Genomic DNA, 17,312 nt, shown 5'->3' on the forward strand with positions numbered 1-17,312 from the left:
TGAGGGGCCGCGCGGCGGTCAGAGGCGGGGGCCCAGCGCCAGCGGGGTGAGGCGGGTGCCGAACACGGAGCGCACCACGTCGGCCACGATGGGTCGGTCGTCCTCGGGGGCGGCCCCGATCAAGTTGGCGGCGGCGGTGTCGATGTCGGTGGCGGCAGCGATTTTCTGGAAGGCCAGCAGCTCGCGCAGCTGGGGTGCCCACCCGATCTCGCCTTTTTCCTGGCGGGCGGCCAGGTTGCGCGCCACCTTCACGGCCCGTTTGTCGACTCCGAGCTGTCCGGCGAGGTCGTAGTCGGAGCCGACCTGCACCTGAAACGCGAACCGGCTCGCCAGCGCATCGGACAGGATCGCGCCGTGCACGCCGGGGTTGTGTCCGGCCACCACGAAGAAACCGGGCTCGGCTTTCACGACCTCGCCGCCGTGGGCTTTGATCACGATCTCGCGGCGGCCGTCCATCGCCGGGTACACCACCGACAGCACCGTCGGCGGAATGAGGGTCGCGTCGTCGATGAACAGCACCCGGCCCTCACGCATCGCCCGGACCAGCGGCCCGTGCACGAAAACAAAGGTGCCGTCCGGGTTCTGGGTGTACTCGCCCACGAAATCGGCGACCGTGGTGTCCCCGTCCCCCTGCACGGTCAACAGATCCCCGTAGGCGGCCTCGATCAACGACGTTTTCCCGGTTCCGGGCGGCCCGTACAGCAGGACCGGGACCTCGGCGGTGCGCATGGTCTGCAATACGTCCACATCGGCGCGCCCGGCGAGCTGGCGCATGTGGTAGTCCTGCCCGTTCGGCCGCGCCACTGTGTTACCGCTACGCGCTGGTGTGACCGGTGCCGGGGTGGTGGCGGGTTTGCGTGCCGGGCGGGGGCGGGCCGGGGTCGGGGCGGCGGAGCTACTGGTGGCGGGGGCCGGTGTCGGGGAGGCAGCGGGGGCCGGGGTGGCAGCGGCGGCGGTCTGTGCGTTGGCGCGGTAGCGGCGTGGGGAGGCCGATGTGCGGTCGGCGTGTCCGGAGCCGGTCAGGGCCTCGAGTGCGTTTCCGACAGCCCCGGACGAACGCCCGAGGGTTTTCGCGATCTCGCGCGGCGACAGCTCACCGCCCGGATTGTTGGCCAGCGCACCGGCCACCATGCGCCGCAATTCACCATTGCCCAACCGAGCACCGGAAACGGGGGCCGGGGTCGCGTTGTTCGCCATTTCATCTCCTGAAAGTTCAATCCCATTTCATGCACCACAGCGCGGATCGTGGCATACGTGTGGCGAGGCCACCAATAGGATTTGCGGAATTTCCCGGTGAATTCCGGGAACGGCTCGACGCTAGCTCGACCCACAGCGGGCTCACAACCCGAAAAGGCAGAAATAATTACGGAATTTCGCCTCTATCGCGCGAATTCGGCCGCGCAAGACAGGAAAGAAATGCGCGCAGCGCCGGGGCCGGCTGTGCCCGTTCTTCAAACGACAAATCCGATGAAAGCCGAACAGAAGAATGAGAAATGAAAAGGAATGAGGATACGAGGGAGGACGAGGGAGGACGACAGGTGACTGTCAGCACGAGGGCAGCCGGAAGGAGGCGGATACACGCACCGCAGAGCATGTCTATACAGCTTTGTGTATAGACAATCCCGGGTGACACCCAACCGGATATACTGCCCCCTACCTGCATTTTTGCCGGGGTACGGGGGGTCGATTTGATCACCTCACCGAATAGGGCACGGAACCTCACCGCCGAACAGTGCACGGATTATTTTTCATCGAGCCACCCCACCCGATCGGCCCACCACCCCAAGCCTACAGCCGAATCATCACCGCAAAAAATTCTCCATTAATCTTATTTGCGACTTCACAGAATTCACAGCATGCCATTTCGAATATTCCACGACCCTACGAATTCAATCTACACAATAATCGATATTCACTGAATTCGGGATGGTCCGGGTTGACTGCCCTCTATTTCTTGGTGCGGCGGAGTTGTTCGAGTAGCTGCCGGGTTTCAGGGCTCGGGGTTTGGCCTATTTCGGCGAGTGTGCGGGTGAGGAGTGAGTAGGTGCGTGCGAGGGCGGCGTATTCGCCGAGGCGGGCGTGCAGGCGGAGAATGTCTTGCCACACGGTTTCGTTGTAGGGGTCGCTTTCGGCGGTTGTCTCGAGCAGGCCCAGGGTGGCACGTGGGTCGTTTTCGGTGTTGCGGGTGGCCAGCCAGCTCAATGCGTTGAGGGCGCTGCGTCGTGCCGATTCGCGTAGCGCTTCTACCCAGGAATCGGTGAGGTCGCTGGCCAGTTCGCTGGTGGCCGGCTCCGCGATACGGCGGGCAGCGGCGGCCTGGTCGGAGTCGCTGTCGGCGCGACGGCGTTCGGCGACAGCGGCGTTGAAGTCCCAGTAGTCGACGCGGACCGACGTGTCGGACAGGCGGTAGTGCGTCCGGTCGTCGGTGAGCAGCCCGGTGATCTGTCCGCCGGTGGCGGTGCTGAGGGAGGTGCGTAGCCGACTCAGGGTGTTGGTGAGCGTGCTGGTGCCCCGCTCGGGTGGGCGTTCGCCCCACAGCATGTCGATCAACTGGGCCCGTGACAGCCCTTCCGGGTGCAGGGCGAGCACGGTCAGCAGCTCACGGATACGGGGCTGCAACTGTGCGGTGACCTCCACCGTCTCCGCAGTCCCCCGCGCACGCCAGAAGATCCGTGTCGGCCCGAAGACCCGCAATGTCAGGGCAGGAGCAGCCTCCAGTGGTACCGGAACCGGTGGGGAGTCCGCGGGCTCGATATCGAGGCCGGGCTCGGGTGCCGCGGCGAGTTCGTCCTCACCGGGGTGGCCGGCATCCTCGCGCTCGCGACCGAGGACTAGGTTGCGGGCCAGCGGCGGTGCAGTGTGTTCTGTGATCGCAGGCCCGGGTGTGGGGGGGTCCGGTGTGGCCGCTGGTGGCTGTTCGAGGCGATAGATCGTCGGAGGGGCGTTCTGGGGAAGGGTTCGGCCGTTGCGGCGTGTGGCGGCCCTGGTGGGCTGTTGTGCGGGCCGGTCGCGGTGGGTGGGGGTGCGCAGAAGGATGTTCAAGTCCGCAGCGATGTCTCGGGCTGGCGGGAGCAGGGGCGCGCGGCGGCGTGGTGCGCGGGTTCCGTGTAGCAGCGCTTCGGCGCGGGCGCGGCTGTTGGGCAGGGCACCCAGTAGCGGGATCCCCAGGGCAGTGGCGAACTCGCCGCGGGCATCGGCACCGATGAGCACGATCCCCGGCCGTCGGCTGTGGCGGGTGAGTACGCGGATGCGGTGGGCGGCCGAGTCGGAGTCCCAGTGATCGGCACGCACGACGACCAGGCAGGCATCGGCAGCAGCCAGAACCGGCTCTATATCCGAATCCGGCTCGGGGGCGCCGCAATCGGCGAACACGGTGGCCCCGAGGTTGCGCCAGCTCGGGGAGGGACCGGCCAATAGCTCGACGGTGAAAGCGGCGCGGCCGGGATCGCGGTGGGGTGGCGCGGCCAGCAGTGCCTGCCCGCCGGGCAGGAACTGCACGTGCCGGGCCAGGTTGTCCGGGGCGATCGGCGCACCGGTGGTGACGGTGCGGGCCAGGCTCGCCAGTCCGAGATATGGGTCGATGCCGGCCATGTCGGCGAGTTGTCCGCCTGCGGGGTCGGCTTCCACGATCAGAGCGGGTTCTGGGCCGGGCCAGGTGTGGGCGAGAGCGAGGGTGGTTGTGGTGGTCCCGGCGCGTGGACTCAGGCCCGCGACCGCGATCAGCAGTGGCGCCTGCGGGCCTGTGCGCGCGGGTGGGGCGTTCATGCTGGCATGCCGGTGGCCGGGGTCATCCTTGCCTCTGGATGTTGCTGATCAGCAAGGCACCGCCCTCACCAGCGTGGGTGTTGACGACCTGGAGGTAGTCGATGCGCTGCCCGTCGGCGCGCAGTTCGACGATGTGCACGTTCGCGGTGGTCGCCGAGATCGGGGTGATCGCCACACAATGCGTGGTACCGACCGGGATCGACACGATCCCCGCGGCAAGCCCGTCGAAGGCGATCCCGGACTCGGGAGCCACCAGCCGCATCGCGGCCCCGGCATCGCGGCTCAGATAGTAGGCGGCCTGGAACGTGGCGATCACGCCGGGCACCGTGGCCGGATCCCCGGCACGGTCGGTGACCACTGTGCCCGACAACCCGGTACACGCACCTTCCGGCGCGGGCGTCGCGCTCGGCGACGTCGTGGTAACCGCTTCCTCGCCCGTGTCACCGGAATCGACCGATAACGCCACCACACCGATCAGGATCGCGACGACAGCGGCCAGCACCGCCCAGCCCCCGGCAGGTAGCCGATTCCGCACTGTGGACCACCGTGACCGGTAGCCACCCGTGACGCCGGTGTCCGGAGTCCGCGGCAGCGCGACCAGCCAACGACTTTCCGGCAGTTCGGGGTCCGGGTCGGGCTCGGGCACAGCGCGCCGCGGGGAGGTGGACCGTGGCTCGTCCAACCATTCCCAGGCGTCGTCGTCATCGGGTGGTGGGTCGGGGTAGCTCATTCACCTCGCCTCGTCACGGGGTTGATCGCGGGCCGGAATGTGATGCTCCGGGGCCTGCCCGCACCCGGCAGGGGGAAGAGCGGCGGTGCGGGCAGGGTCCCCGGAGGGGTCAGTGGTGGCTCGTGTGCTCGACGCCCTCCTCCCTCGCCCGGTGGCCTTGAACGGGTGTGGTTGCCGGGCGGCTGGTGAGGGTGTCGGTGAGCCGGGCGAGGACATCGTTGATGGCCAGGCGTGCGGTGGAGCGGTGGTCAGCGTCGTACTCGCGCCAGCTCACCGTGGTGCCGCGCTGCCGGTAGGCGATGAGAGTGCGTCGGCCGGCGTGCACGGGCACGATCGGGTCGAGTTCACCGTGATACAGGTGCAAAGGCGTCGCCAGTGTGACGTGAGCGAGGGTCTCGAGCGCAAGCACGCGCCGCCACCAGGGGTCGTTCCAGGGATCGGGGCGCCGGCACCAATGCGCCAGAGGCTGCGGGAACCGTTGCAGCAGTTCAAGGCCGGTGAGGTGCTGGGCTTCGGCTGCGGCGGAGACTCCGTCGTCGGTGAGGACATGGCGCAGGGGAAGCTGGTCGTAGGCGCGGGCCAGCCCGATCAGCGCGGCCAACCCCAGTCCCGGGTCCGGGCCCTGGCTGATCACCGGGGCCAGGGCGGCGAGGTCGGAGGCGACGGCACCGGCCGCGGTGCCACGCAGATCGACTTCGGGCGCGTACCAGGGGTGCAGTTCCCCGGCCGCTGCGGCGACTCGCCCGCCGTCGGCGTAGCCCCAGACCACCACCGGGGCCACAGGCAGATCGAGGTTCGCGCCCCGGTAGACGGCGCGGGCGAGATCGAGCACGAGCTTGGCGCCGGCGCGCGCGGCGAGGAAAGCATGCGGCCCGGTACCGACGCCGAGCCCAGCGCCGTCGGGGATGGCCACCACCCATCCCCGTTGCAGGGCGGCCTCAATGGCGGCGGCATCGGGTTCGCCACCGGTGGCCAGTAGTTGCGAGGGCGCGCACGCACCGCCCAGCCCGCGAAACGGTGGGCAGTACAACACGATCGCGGCCGTGCCTGGGTCGGGGACCGCGTCGGGGATAAGCACGATCGCAGAGGCCGCGATGAGCTGGGAACGGGAATTGGTGGAGACGTAGACGATCTGCCACGCATCCGCTGCGGCCTCGATTTGCGGGGTGAATACCGCGCGGGTGCGCATGAGGTCGCCGGGTCGTAGTCCTTCGCGCAGGTTCGGTGTCTGGTAGAAGTCGGTGATGTTCACAGATGGGGCTCCCTGGCTGGTTCGTAGGTGAATGCGGCGGCGTGGTCGAGGGCGTCCTCGGTGGCCGCGGTGAGGGTGGTGGTGTGGTCGCTGGGGTAGTCGCACCAGCTGACCTGGATGTGGTGGGCGCGGTAGTCCTCGGCGAGTTGTCGGCCCATCGCGATGGGAATCACCGGGTCGTTGGTGCCGTGGTAGAGGTGCACCGGGACCTGTGGGAGGTGTCCGCTGCGGTGTTCGGTGCGCAGGAGATAGCTCCACATGGGGTCATTCCACGGATCCGGACGTTCGCACCAGTGGCTCAGTGAGGAGTTTCGATGCTGTGCGAGCAGCCCGGCCACGTCCAGTTCTCGCGCTTGTCGTGAGGCGAGCGCCCCGGACGGGGTGAGCAGGTGGTCCATCGGCAGGTGGGAATAGGCGCGTCCCAACCCGGCGATTGCGGCCAGGACCAGTCCGGCGCAGGGGGTGCCGTCGAGAGCTTCAGCCAGGAAGGCCAAATCGGTGGCGGCGGCTCCGGCGATGACGCCACGCAGGTCGAGGTCGGGGCAATATCGTGGGGCGAGTTCAGCAGCCCATAGCGCGGCGCGGCCTCCGTCGGCGTAACCCCAGACCACCGACGCGGTGGTTGCCACATCTGAGTCCAGGAGTTGGGGAACCGTCCGCAGCAGGTCGAGTCCGGCGTGTGCTGCCGCCGCGCCCGAAAGCCACAGGTGCGGGCCGATACCGGTTATTCCGAGCCCGATCCCGTCGGGAACCACGACGGTCCAGCCGCGGTCGAGCGCGGCCTGGATCTGCGGCGCTTCGGGTTCGGTGCCGGCGGCCAGTTTCTGCGACGGCGCGCACTCGCCGCCGAGACCGTGAAAGGTCGGGCAGTACAGCAAGATCCCAGGCCGCTCCGCAACTGTGACGCGGTCGGGGATCAGTACTGTTCCCGAGCCGGGGATCGGGACTCCGAACCCGGAGCGGGTGGCATACACGACCTGCCAGGCAGTACCGACGTCCGTGATGCCGGGCGGGATCACCGGGCGACGTCGGAGCAGGGTGCCGGGCGGGGAGTCGAAGCTCAGGAACGGCGCGCTGTAGAAGTCGTCGTCGGAGGTCGCGGTGGGGTCGGTCACGATCGGTCTCCGGCGAGGTCGTGGGCCAGCGCGGTCATCCAGGCGGTACCGGAAGCGAGCAGTCCCGCGGCGGCGTAGTCGGTGTGCGCGGCCACAGTTCCCGCGAAACCCGCCCAGACCGGGGGATCGGCCAGTGCGGCGTTATCGGCGAGCAACTGCCCCCACGCCGCATCGAGCTGCCCGGCCAGGGCAGGAACGACTACCAGTGGGTTCGCCGCGACGGTGGCGGTGATCGCGTTCCAGCGGGCCGCCGCCGCGGCGTGCTCGGCAGGTCCCGGTGCGGGAAGGCGTGGGTCGGCGGCATCGATCAGCCTCTGCGCCAACGACACCGTGGGCTGGTAGTCGGCACGGCCATCGGTGAGGTGGAAGTCATTGAGAAGCACGGTGGTCCACGCATCACCCAACGCAGTCGACAGCAGCGCGGCCAGCGAATTCACTGCGGCAACCGGGTCACGCAGATTGGCGCGCGCGGCGATCTCGGCGCCGAGCCGCAACAGCGCTGCCCGGTCCGGCGCCGAGCACGCCAGGTCACCCACAGCGCAGATATCGGCCACCCGGCCCGCCAATGCCCCGTAGCCGAGGCCGCCTCCAGCGATCCCGGAGCCCGGCGCAGCCGCGACACCCATCTGTACCCCCGCAACCGACCGGCCCACGGTGCCCGGAGCAGAATCCGGCACCGATTGCCCCGGACGACCGGGAAACACCGGTGAGCCATGGGCCCGGTCGGGGTTGGCGTATAACGCGATACCCGCGACCTTCTCGGGCGGAACCGGCCCGTCCCCTGCGCCGATATCGCGAGCCAGCCACGACACCGCCTGCGCGCCTTGGGAATATCCGACCGCCGCGATCGCCGTCGCGGGGCACGCGTCCGCGAGCCGGGTAACGTCCGTATCCAGCCGGTGCCGGGCTTCGGTGACCGACACCGTGTACGGGGCCGCGCCCCCGCCGGGCACCGCGCCACCGAATCCGGCGCTGTAGGGGATGTAGCTGCGCGACACCAACCCGGGTGCCGCCGCCAGGACGGGCGCGATCAGCGCACCGACGACACCGGAATCCGCGCTCGGATCCGCGCTCGGGGAGGACTGGCCGGTGCCTTGGACACCGAAGATGTGCAAGCCCGCGCACCCGTCTCCGACCGGGGCGGCCGAAGCCGGGATGCTCGCCACCGCGACGGAGGCCAGGCATACTCCGGCTACCAGCGCGGCAGCGATGCTGTGGCGGGTTCGGTTCACGGCGGTCACTGCTGACCGACCCCGACACCGGCGCCGAACCCCGCGCCCACGGTGCCACCGGCCAACGCGCCCGCTACCGCGACCGGAATACCCGCGATCGCTGCACCTGCGGCGGCTCCGGCAGCGGCGCCTATCGCGGTCCCGGCCACTCCGGAGGTAACGGTGCCGATCACCGGTACCGGCACAACGGTGCCCAACGCGGCCCCGGCGATTCCACCGACGGTGCCTCCGATCAGGCCACCGACCACCGCACCGGCGGCAGCTGCCGGAACACCCGCAGCGGCGGCTCCGGCCGCGCCACCGAGCCCGGCACCGGCCAGAGTCGCCCCGCTGACACGATCGGAGCGACCCGCCGGGATACCGACCGAGTCCAGCGCGGTCGCAACCTGGGCCTCGGCAGTAGCCGCGGCCCCATTGATGGTGTCGCGGACCTCCGGCGGCACCCACGGCGGGCTCGGGGCCTGCCACTGGCCGATCCGGATCGTGTCCGGCGGAGGCGCGATCGGCGCGACTGCCGGAACCGGAGCCGGCAGATGCAGGTGCTCGAGCCGTACCGGTTCCACCGGTTCCTCCATGGCCGGGGCCGGACGCCACAGTGCCTCGTTGCGCACCTCCGGCGGCTGCGCGTAGTACACCGGCGGCCCGGGAGCAGGCGGGGGCGGTGGAGGCGGTGTGCTCGTCCCCGGTTGGGCGGGGCCCGTGACCCCCGGCTGGTCGGCGATCGCCGCCGACAACGGAGCCGCCGCAGACGCCGTTGGGTGGGCCGCCACCATCATCGCTACCGGCAATGCCGCAGCGAATGCGATCCGGCCACCGGAAATGATTGGCCTATACCGTTCACAGTGGGATTCACCGCTGCCGCGCACCCGACTATTCCGTAGCGGCGCAGGCGGTAAGAACGGAGTCAAATATCGGTAAAAAGGCATGCGGAAACAACCCTTCATCGAGGGGTAAGGGGAAATGTCGGAAAGAATGATCACCCTGCCCGGTCCCGCTCTACCGGGGCATCGGAAGCTCCGGCAGAGCGGGTGTCGCAGGCGAATGGATCAGAGGAAAGCCAGCACGATCCCGGCCAGCTGGGAAGCCGCCGACAGCCCGTTCGCGAGCGCGGACAGTCCGGTGTCCACCCAGGTCAAAATGATGTAGGGGTCCATCGAATTCCTTTCCGGTATTTGGATTGACGCCTTTATCCAAACCCCCGAACAAGCCGCAACGGAAGAGTTTGCGCGCACCTATTTTGCGTAAACACAATAGTGTCAACACTCGAAACAGGCGGCGAGCTGCGCGAATGTGCGGAATCAACAAATATTGTGTCAACACCGAAGAGTTCGTGCCACGCCAGCAGTTCTGACGAGAGTGTCGTACGTCACTGCATTTGAGGCTGGCGGTGAAATTTTCTGTTGCCCGCCCGGTTTCGGGTGTGATATTCGTTGATGTCCACTCGGGGGCGGGAATTCACTGGCAGAACTGTGCCGTCCTCGTCGACTCACACCTTCGGGGGGTGCCGCATGGCCACGACCGCACACCGATTCGCACCCGACTCTGGGCCCGCGCCCAGGGCGCGGATTCCGGACCTACCCAGCATGCTGCTCGCCATCCGGGAGCACATCGGCTTGACCCGCGCCGACGCCCATGAGCGCCATCGGGTCAGCAGCTCCTACCTCAGCCAGATCGAAGACGGAAAACGCACACCCAGCCTCGACCTGCTCGAACAGATCACCGCCGGCTACGAACTCTCCTGCGCCCAAGCCCAATACCTGCGCGAACTCCGCGCCCCTGCCCGCAAGCTGTCCTCGATCCCCCAGCTACGCCGATTCATCGCCGGCACACCGCGGCTCATCCAGCACCTCGACAAACTCGAACAGCACGGCGTCCCGGCGGCCTTCATCGACCCGCTCAAACAGATTCTCGCGACGAACCACGCCTGGCGAACGGCGCTGCCCGGCCTGGTCGACATCGGAGGCGTCCCCCAATGGATGTTCAGCGCGACCGGTAACGACACAGTCCTCAACTGGCCGGCCGAAGCCGTCTACACCGTCGCCTCGCTGCGGCCCGGACTCGCCCGCTACCGCGACTCCCCCCGAGCCCGAGCCCTCCTGGCCGACCTCGCCAAGAACCCCACCTTCAACGAGGTCTGGCACACCACCATCGACATCATCTACGGCCGCGACACCAGCAACCCCCTGCAATGCCACAACCCCGACACCCACAACACCTACTCACTCACCCTCGCCATCTCCCCAGTCACCCAAACCCAAGAGATCCTGCTCGCCACCGCAATCCCGGGATCATCAGCCAGTGCCCACCAGGGCGAAGAGCGAGGACGTCCCTGATGCAGCACCGGCAGTGGCCCCGCGAGTTCACCCCGTGACGCATAGGTTGTACCTGTCGAAGGCCGCGGCTGCCAGGAGCTGACGGTTCACAACCGGGGAGACGTGTGATGGAGTATGTCGATATCGGTGTTCTGCAAGCCGGCTTCCGGAGCATGGCCGGTGAGGACGCTGATCCGGTCGCGTTCGCCGCGGCCGGGATCACGAAACGCGCATGGCGCAACTCCGAGGTCGAATTCGCCCATGGCGGAAATGGCCTCAACCGAATCAGCGACGGCGAGATGTTCGCTGCCAATGTGGTGATGTTCAGGCTGGTGCACGACCGCATCCGCCGGGGCCGATGCGACTGGCCTGCGCTGGAGATGGAGGTCATCCGGCCCGACCGGGTCATCGCCGGCCGCACGGTCGCCGACTATCTCGGCCCCCTCTACGAAGCTTGGACCCACACCGTCGGCGCCGTATTCGACACCTGCTCGCAGATCGAAGACCAGCACGGATACGACTACATGATCGCCATGAACGCCGCGATGGCACCGGTAGACAGCGTCCGCGATACCGACTGGGGAATGCCGAGATGGCCCGACATCGTCGAAGCGTTCCTCGACAACCTAGACCACACACCACCAGTGAACACCGAAGATCTTCGCACTGGGTTGCTGACCGCTCCCGACACACTCGGAGCCGAAGTTCTCCAGTGGTGCATCAACCACGGCATCGGATTCACCCGACCCTGACCAATCGACCGGCAAGTGGCCAAGCTGGGCGGCCGGGCGCGAAAGAGCCTGTGGCCACGTTGCGGGGGATCGGTCTCGCTCCAAACCTCTTTTGCGTCCGCGACCATCATCGTCGCGGCTGCGGGTCACTCTCGGCGGTTCCGGGAAAGGAGATTCCGCCCCAGGGGGCGGCCGGGAGATAATGGCGATATCCAACCGCATCTGGTCCGGCCGCGGTTCCCTCTGGCCCGGCACCCGAAATCCGTTCCAAGGTGCCGGCTTCCAGGCATCCTGGAGTGGCGAGCGGGGTGACGTGATGGGTGAGTCGCAACGTCTCGCCAGTCGCGGGTCGGTGTAGGGAGGTGGTGGTGCAGGCCAGGGCGACGAGCGCGGTCAGGGCTGCGCCGGTTGCCAGCGCAACTCTGATGTGGTGCAGGGAAATCACGGTTGGTCCTCGACAGGGGTAGATGTCTCGGTGGCTGATGGACACCCGAGGGCTGGTGGTGTGGAGTGGTGGCGGGCCTGCATCGCGGGCCCGGCGACGGCCGGGGAGAGTTCGGGCCAGTGCGGGCGGGTGTGGTGGAGAAGTTGGTGCATGGCAAGCGATCCCAGGATCATCGCCGAACCGGCCGCCTGAGATTCCCGAGCGCCCTGCAGGCGGGGTGACGGAGGCGGTTCGGCTGTTCGCCCACTGTCATCGGAGGAATCGGCCAGGTTTTTTGGCCGACAGTTGTGGCAGCAGGCGGTGCAGAAGTTGTTCGTGGCGCCAGATATCGAGGGTGAGGGCGGCGAGCCAGAGGTCGGTATCGATGCCGTCGGCATGGAAGGCATCCACGAACTCGTCTGTCCGCGAAGCAGTCTCGGTGTGGGTGTATTTCGGGGGTGCGGTGGGGGTGATAAAAGGAAGTGTCGCGGAGTGCATCCGGCCGCGGGCGTCGTAGATGACCGCCGAGAACTCCAACTCCTCGACGCGGCCGGCGCTCACGCGACCCTCGCGGAAGGCCCGGCGCGTATCGCTGGTCATCGGAGCACCCGAGGTCAGGGAACCGACCGTCCCGACAAAGGCCAGCCCGTAGCCCCAAATCCCCGGAATATCAGAGTGCAGGCTGAAGGCGTATTCCAGTACCGCACCACCGACCGCGAGGTCCGCTGCCGTGAACGTCATCAACGTCTGGTTCTGCGCTGTCGCTTCATCGACACAGCCGAACCCCCAGACCTGGTGGACATCCGCCCCGGCGTGCTCGCTGGTTTCGACCGTGGCCCGGCGGGCGATCATGCACAGCAGCAGCACCTCGATCAGCGAGTCCTCGGGATACCGCGACACCGACCGCTCAGGGTCACCACCAGCGCTACTACTGGTGCGGCGGCGGGAGTGGTGGCCAATCCGGGTGTTGGTGCGTTTCCGGTTCTTACCGCTCATCACTTGTGCCCGATCGCCGGCGCCGGGCGCGGGCAGGGCCACCACGCCACGCGGGCCGGAGCACCGGTTCAGGCGCTGGCGTCGCGTGGTGGGGAATCGGGCGCGGCGGGTGCCGTGCTCGGGGTGTCGCATAGAGGATCCTCCACTTCGAAATGGGTGCTTATTCGTACTCGTCGCGGTTTGCGCGACCGCCGATATAGGCGTCGGCGCTCAGGGATTGCAGACATTGCGGGCCGTGGCCGCTGTGTGCGGTGCGGACGAACATTGCCTCCCCGAGCGAGGCGAACTCGGTGTCGCTGCTGGCGCAGTCGGCGTGGCGGCGGGTCCAAAGGTCGTGGTCCAGTCCCGAGTGCCACCGCAGTCGCCCGCCCGTCACGGCCGGATGAAGCTGTCGGGGCCCCAGCCGGTGAGTTCACTCCAGGACTGCTGGTAGTCCGGGGCGAACACCGGCGCCCCGGGCAGCTGCGGGACATCGAACGCGGCAGCCAGGATGGTGAGGTTGTCGACAAGGACGCGGCGGTGGTGCAGCAGGTCGGTTTCGATCTCGGCGGCCCGCTGATCGGATTGCCAGCCCCGCCGCTGGAACCATGTCCCGAGCGGAGCGAGGTAGCCCAGCGCGACCACCGCGGCCACCGAGTACGCCACGGTGGCCGCGGTGGGGTCGGTGGCGTTGTCGGCGGCGATGAGCGCGGCGGTCACCGCGAGGCGTATCCCGGTGGTGTGGGCAATATCGGCACGCGCGGAGTCCAGGCCCAGCGCATCCCCGTCGGGCTCGTACTCGTCGCGGTCGATGCCGGTCGCGAGGTAGAGATCGGAGGCGAGGTGATCCTCGCGAACCGTGATCATCTCGAGCCACCACGGCTTCTCAGCCGGTGTTCCGGGAAGGGTGAGGAGGCACAGGGTTTTCGCATACCGCCCTGCGGTGACTTGGAGGGCGCGGGTGTCGCCCTCAGCGGTCTTTCCGCCGAAGACGTTGGCTATTGCATCCGGGAGATAGTTGCAGCGCAGAATCCCTTGCGCGGCCAACCGTTCCCGGCACACGATCAGCGCGTCCTGGGCCAGGGTGGTCAACAGTGGTTTGACGACCATCAGCCACAGTGACAGCGGCGGCTGGGTATCGGGTCCGGCCGCGATATCGCGCACCATCCTGCCCAGTACGCCACAGGCGTAGGTGTCGGCGAGGGCGGTGACGATATCGCGTTGCAGGGCGTCACTGTCGCCGTGGGGACGTTGACTCGTGAAGCCGACGGTGGCCGCGGCCCCGGCCCCGGCACTGCGGTTCATCGCGATCCCCAGATCGTTGCGCCCGTGGATCAAGGGCCCGACCGTTCGATGGAACCGCCCGCGGACTGGGACTTCGGACACGAAGCCCTCGGTGTCGTCGAACCTGCCCCAGTCCCCGCACAGGACCCCGTCTTCGGGGACCAGCAGCCCGTTCAGTTTGATCAGGGCGTGCGGCATGGCCGACCCGTGTTTCGGTGACAGAGTGTAGATTTCGGCGCCGTCGGACAGGTTGCCGTCGATGTTCCGGAACCGTGACACGAACGCCAGCACGCCCTTGTCCTCGCCGTTTTCGATCAGGCGCGCCGTGAATACGGCGATGGCCGGCACGTCGCGATCGGCCAGGTTGGCCATTGCTTTCACTGCCTCGATGTCGATGCTGTAGAGGCGATATCCGCCTGCCGAAGCATCACGTACCGCGATCATCTGCAGATCAGCGGCGCTGTTCGTTCCGCCGAGCTCGGTGTGAGCGAACACGCCCAGTGTCTGCCCGCTGTCCAGGTCGGCCAGGCATCGCTGTAGATAGTCACTGTTGTTGCCCAGCTCCAGGATCGCCCGGCAGGTCAGCGCGAAGTGCCCGTTCAGCACGGTCATCAGGTGCGTGGCGCCGATTGCCGCGCTATCGCAGAGTGCGCCCCGCAGGTGGACGTCCTGGGCGATCTTGCGCGCCGGGAGCCCGAGATCCTTGATCAACCTCGGCAGCAGTGTCGGCCCGATCCGGGTCTCTTCCCTGTAGGTGACGTCACCGTCGGGAGCAACGTCGCCGAGCCGCAGCACGGTCTCCATCACGGCGCGGTGGGTGCCGAGATGCTCGCCGAACAGCGCCGCGCGCAACGCGGCGACGGTCGGGTCCTCACCGCGGTATCCGATGGGGGTGACGAGGTCGGTAGTGGTGGTGGTCATGGTGTCACTCGCTTCCGTAGTGCGGGATCCGGAGATAACGGGCGCGGCGGCCGACGACCGAACGCCCGGGTGTCATCGGTGGGCCCGTGCCGGTGGGACGATCAACGGCGCTGTCGGTGGGAACGCGACGGGCACGGCCGCGGGGGCACGGTGAAACGGGCCGGTTCGCCACGGCACCTCGTCCGCTGCAACGGCGAGTTCGGCTTCGGGGAAGGCATCGAAGAAGTGCCCGATAGCCTCGATCGCGATCTGTTTCGACATCTCCCGCGCCATATCCGGGCAGGCATGCGGCCCGCTGCCGTAGGCCAGATGCGCGCGGTTGTCGGTCCAGCCCCGGTTACCGACGATCGCGGGGTCGGTGTTGCAGGCGGCCATGCTCACCAGCACCGGCTGATCCGCTGGCAGCCACACTCGATCGACGAGAACCGGCTGGCGCGGGTAGCTGTTGCAGAGGTTGGCCATCGGCGGATCGTCGGCGAGGGTTTCTTCGACCGCATCACGCACCGGAGGCGTGAAGTGAGCATTGTCGTGGCGGTAGCGGACAGCGGTCAGCATCCGCCGTATCGCGTTCGCGATCAGATTGCGCACCGGCTCGATCCCCGCGGAATAGATCGTGACCAGCTGATGCATCCGCTGCTCATCGGTGAGGTTCGAGCACCGGTGCACCAGCCAGGACGCGATATCAGCGGCAGGGGTGCGGCGTTTGAGTTCGATCAACTCGAACAAAGCCTTCGCGACCTCGGCGTTCACATGCTCGGTGTCGACGCCTTCGAACATCGCCGCGATCGCCACACGCAGCCGTTCACCGAGCGCAGGTGGGCAACCGACGGTCTCGTTGAGCACCGTGAACACCAGCGGAGTGATGAAATGCTCGATCAGCTCGACCTCGCCGGCCTGGCAGAACTGGTTGATCAGTGAAGCGGCGACCCGGATCGTGCGTTCCCGCACCGCGTGCAGATCGACTACCGACAACGCGGTCTGCAGCGCATCCCGGTGGAAAGCGTGTTCCTTGCCCGCGGTCCGCAGCGCGTTGGGCCGCCATCCCAGCATCGGCAGCAACGGATGATCATCCGGAAGCGATTTCTCCCATACCCGTGGATCCGCCGGGAACCGGTCGGGATCATTGAGGACCCGCACCGCGGTGTGGTAGCCGATAACCAGGGTGGCGGGAACATTGGGGGCGAGTTCTACCGGGGCCAGGGTTCGTCCGCCTTGGCGCATCCGCTCATAGGCGGCGTAGGGGGCGATAGCGAAGGCCGGGGCATAGAGCTTGGTCTTCGGGCCGAGGCTTTCGATCGAACGGCTGCCGGCTCGGGATTGCTGGGTGACCATGATTTTCGGTGTCCTCACAGAATGCGCATCAAGACGAAAGGCGAAGCAGCGGGGCAGCAGGTCAGGACGGCCGGGACCGGGCAGGCTCGAACCTCACCGGCACCGCAGTCGGCGACCGATGGAACGGGCTCGGTCGCCACACCAGCTCCCCGGCGAGCTCCATATCCGGCACCGCGTCCATGAGCTGGTCGATCGCGACGGTGGCGATCAACAGTGCGAGATCGTCGGCCGGGCAGGCATGTGTCCCGGCACCGAATGCGATATGCGACCGGTTGCCTCGCCGGTCACCGCGGGCGATGGCCGGGTCGCGTTGAGACGCTGCGAGTCCGATCACGACCGGTCGGTGCGCGGGCAGCCACACGTTGCCGATCAGCTGCGGGACCTGCGGGTAGCGCACACACCATTGCGTCAACGGCGGATTGTCGAACAACACCGCATCCAACACATCCCGCGTAGACAGGCTGCCGCCCAGCGCCGCCTCCATCCGGTCATCGGTCAGCACCGTCGCGACAGCGTTCGTGATCAGACCAATGGTGGGCTCGACCGCCATCTCATAGATCAGCACAAGCTGCGCGACGACCTCGGACTCCAACCATCCCGGGTCGTCGTCGGCCAGCAGCCACGACATCACATTCGCGCCCGGGACAGTGGTCTTCCACAGCACGGCCTCGCCCAACATCGATTCCAGCGTTCGACGCCCGGCCACCGCCGCAACCGCATCCCCTGCCTCGGCCAGGGCGGGGACCACTCGAGCCACCTCGTCCGCCATTTCCTCCGGCAGACCGACCAGCCGATTGACCGCGGCCAGAACCAACGGAGCAGCGAACTGCCCACGCAGCTCCGCCTCACCGCGATGCCAGAACGCATTGATCAGCGAGACCGCGTCCCGTTCCACCTCCGCCTGCACCGCGTGCTGGTCCACCCGGCCCAACGCCGCCACATGCGCACCCCGTAACCGGGAATGTTCGACACCGGAGGTCCGCGCGGGAGTCTGACCCGACGCCAGCAGGGGCCGGACCGGGCACTCGACGGGCACCCTCTTCCGCCACTCCGCAGGAGTGGCCGGAAACCTCTCCGGGCTCTGAAGAACGTGCAGGGCGTCCCCATGACCCATCACCAACATCGCCGGTACACCAGGCGCCAGCTCCACCGGCACCAGCGACCCGAACTCCGCCCGCCACTCCCGAAAAAACCGGGCCGGATCCGCAGCGAACTCAGCCGTGTACAGCGGCACAGCGC

14 protein-coding genes are annotated in these 17,312 nt (G+C 67.7%); 2 read left to right on the forward strand and 12 right to left on the reverse strand.

All coding sequences use genetic code 11. The features are described from left to right. Nucleotides 1-18: 18 nt before the first annotated feature. From OG804_RS14860 to OG804_RS14890, 7 genes are all read right to left on the reverse strand, one after another. Nucleotides 19-1,197, reverse strand: a complete 1,179-nt coding sequence (locus tag OG804_RS14860; RefSeq protein WP_328397895.1) for an AAA family ATPase — start codon at nt 1,195-1,197, stop codon at nt 19-21. 750 nt (nt 1,198-1,947) lie between these two features. Beyond that, a complete protein-coding gene (locus OG804_RS14865; protein ID WP_328397897.1) occupies nt 1,948-3,765 on the reverse strand; it encodes a BTAD domain-containing putative transcriptional regulator in 1,818 nt (605 codons plus the stop codon). Between the two features lie 22 nt (nt 3,766-3,787). Further along, nucleotides 3,788-4,495, reverse strand: coding sequence for a hypothetical protein (locus tag OG804_RS14870; RefSeq protein WP_328397899.1), 708 nt, complete (start codon nt 4,493-4,495; stop codon nt 3,788-3,790). Between the two features lie 109 nt (nt 4,496-4,604). Continuing rightward, the gene (locus OG804_RS14875) at nt 4,605-5,747 is read right to left on the reverse strand and encodes a lipase family protein (RefSeq protein WP_328397901.1); all 1,143 of its coding nucleotides are present in this window, start codon (nt 5,745-5,747) and stop codon (nt 4,605-4,607) included. Then, nucleotides 5,744-6,862 (reverse strand): lipase family protein, encoded by a 1,119-nt coding sequence (locus OG804_RS14880; RefSeq protein WP_328397903.1) that lies wholly within the window; start codon nt 6,860-6,862, stop codon nt 5,744-5,746. Before OG804_RS14880 ends, OG804_RS14875 begins: the two co-directional genes overlap by 4 nt. After that, entirely contained in the window at nt 6,859-8,094 is a 1,236-nt protein-coding gene (locus OG804_RS14885) for a cutinase family protein (protein WP_328397905.1), read from the reverse strand. Before OG804_RS14885 ends, OG804_RS14880 begins: the two co-directional genes overlap by 4 nt. A gap of 5 nt (nt 8,095-8,099) precedes the next feature. Beyond that, entirely contained in the window at nt 8,100-8,882 is a 783-nt protein-coding gene (locus OG804_RS14890; protein ID WP_328397907.1) for a hypothetical protein, read from the reverse strand. Between the two features lie 720 nt (nt 8,883-9,602). On the opposite strand from OG804_RS14890, the gene OG804_RS14895 reads away from it, so the two are divergent. Both OG804_RS14895 and OG804_RS14900 read left to right on the forward strand, forming a co-directional pair. Continuing rightward, the gene (locus tag OG804_RS14895; RefSeq protein ID WP_328397909.1) at nt 9,603-10,427 is read left to right on the forward strand and encodes a helix-turn-helix domain-containing protein; all 825 of its coding nucleotides are present in this window, start codon (nt 9,603-9,605) and stop codon (nt 10,425-10,427) included. Nucleotides 10,428-10,534: 107 nt separating this feature from the next. Further along, nucleotides 10,535-11,158 carry a hypothetical protein gene (locus tag OG804_RS14900; RefSeq protein ID WP_328397911.1) on the forward strand — a complete coding sequence of 208 codons (624 nt, stop codon included), beginning with the start codon at nt 10,535-10,537 and terminating at the stop codon, nt 11,156-11,158. A 673-nt stretch (nt 11,159-11,831) separates the two neighbouring features. Here the strand turns inward: OG804_RS14900 and OG804_RS14905 are convergent. The 5 genes from OG804_RS14905 to OG804_RS14925 all read right to left on the reverse strand — a co-directional run bounded on the left by OG804_RS14905 (nt 11,832) and on the right by OG804_RS14925 (nt 17,109). Then, nucleotides 11,832-12,689, reverse strand: a complete 858-nt coding sequence (locus OG804_RS14905) for a hypothetical protein (RefSeq protein WP_328397913.1) — start codon at nt 12,687-12,689, stop codon at nt 11,832-11,834. A 28-nt stretch (nt 12,690-12,717) separates the two neighbouring features. Further along, nucleotides 12,718-12,933, reverse strand: coding sequence for a hypothetical protein (locus tag OG804_RS14910; protein ID WP_328397915.1), 216 nt, complete (start codon nt 12,931-12,933; stop codon nt 12,718-12,720). Next, the gene (locus tag OG804_RS14915; RefSeq protein WP_328397917.1) at nt 12,930-14,741 is read right to left on the reverse strand and encodes a hypothetical protein; all 1,812 of its coding nucleotides are present in this window, start codon (nt 14,739-14,741) and stop codon (nt 12,930-12,932) included. The genes OG804_RS14910 and OG804_RS14915 overlap by 4 nt, the downstream gene beginning before the upstream one ends. Nucleotides 14,742-14,813: 72 nt before the next feature. After that, nucleotides 14,814-16,091, reverse strand: coding sequence for a cytochrome P450 (locus OG804_RS14920; protein WP_328397919.1), 1,278 nt, complete (start codon nt 16,089-16,091; stop codon nt 14,814-14,816). A gap of 43 nt (nt 16,092-16,134) precedes the next feature. After that, nucleotides 16,135-17,109, reverse strand: coding sequence for a cytochrome P450 (locus OG804_RS14925; RefSeq protein ID WP_328397921.1), 975 nt, complete (start codon nt 17,107-17,109; stop codon nt 16,135-16,137). Nucleotides 17,110-17,312: the final 203 nt, after the last annotated feature.

The sequence above is a fragment of the Nocardia sp. NBC_00416 genome, assembly GCF_036032445.1.
Taxonomy (GTDB): domain Bacteria; phylum Actinomycetota; class Actinomycetes; order Mycobacteriales; family Mycobacteriaceae; genus Nocardia.

What these genes read in the sequence shown, in the direction of transcription:
- OG804_RS14900 (WP_328397911.1), top strand. Translation starts at nt 10,535, where the DNA reads ATGGAGTATGTCGATATCGGTGTTCTGCAAGCCGGCTTCCGGAGCATG.
- OG804_RS14860 (WP_328397895.1), bottom strand. Translation starts at nt 1,197, where the DNA reads ATGGCGAACAACGCGACCCCGGCCCCCGTTTCCGGTGCTCGGTTGGGC.
- OG804_RS14915 (WP_328397917.1), bottom strand. Translation starts at nt 14,741, where the DNA reads ATGACCACCACCACTACCGACCTCGTCACCCCCATCGGATACCGCGGT.
- OG804_RS14905 (WP_328397913.1), bottom strand. Translation starts at nt 12,689, where the DNA reads ATGCGACACCCCGAGCACGGCACCCGCCGCGCCCGATTCCCCACCACG.
- OG804_RS14895 (WP_328397909.1), top strand. Translation starts at nt 9,603, where the DNA reads ATGGCCACGACCGCACACCGATTCGCACCCGACTCTGGGCCCGCGCCC.
- OG804_RS14870 (WP_328397899.1), bottom strand. Translation starts at nt 4,495, where the DNA reads ATGAGCTACCCCGACCCACCACCCGATGACGACGACGCCTGGGAATGG.
- OG804_RS14865 (WP_328397897.1), bottom strand. Translation starts at nt 3,765, where the DNA reads ATGAACGCCCCACCCGCGCGCACAGGCCCGCAGGCGCCACTGCTGATC.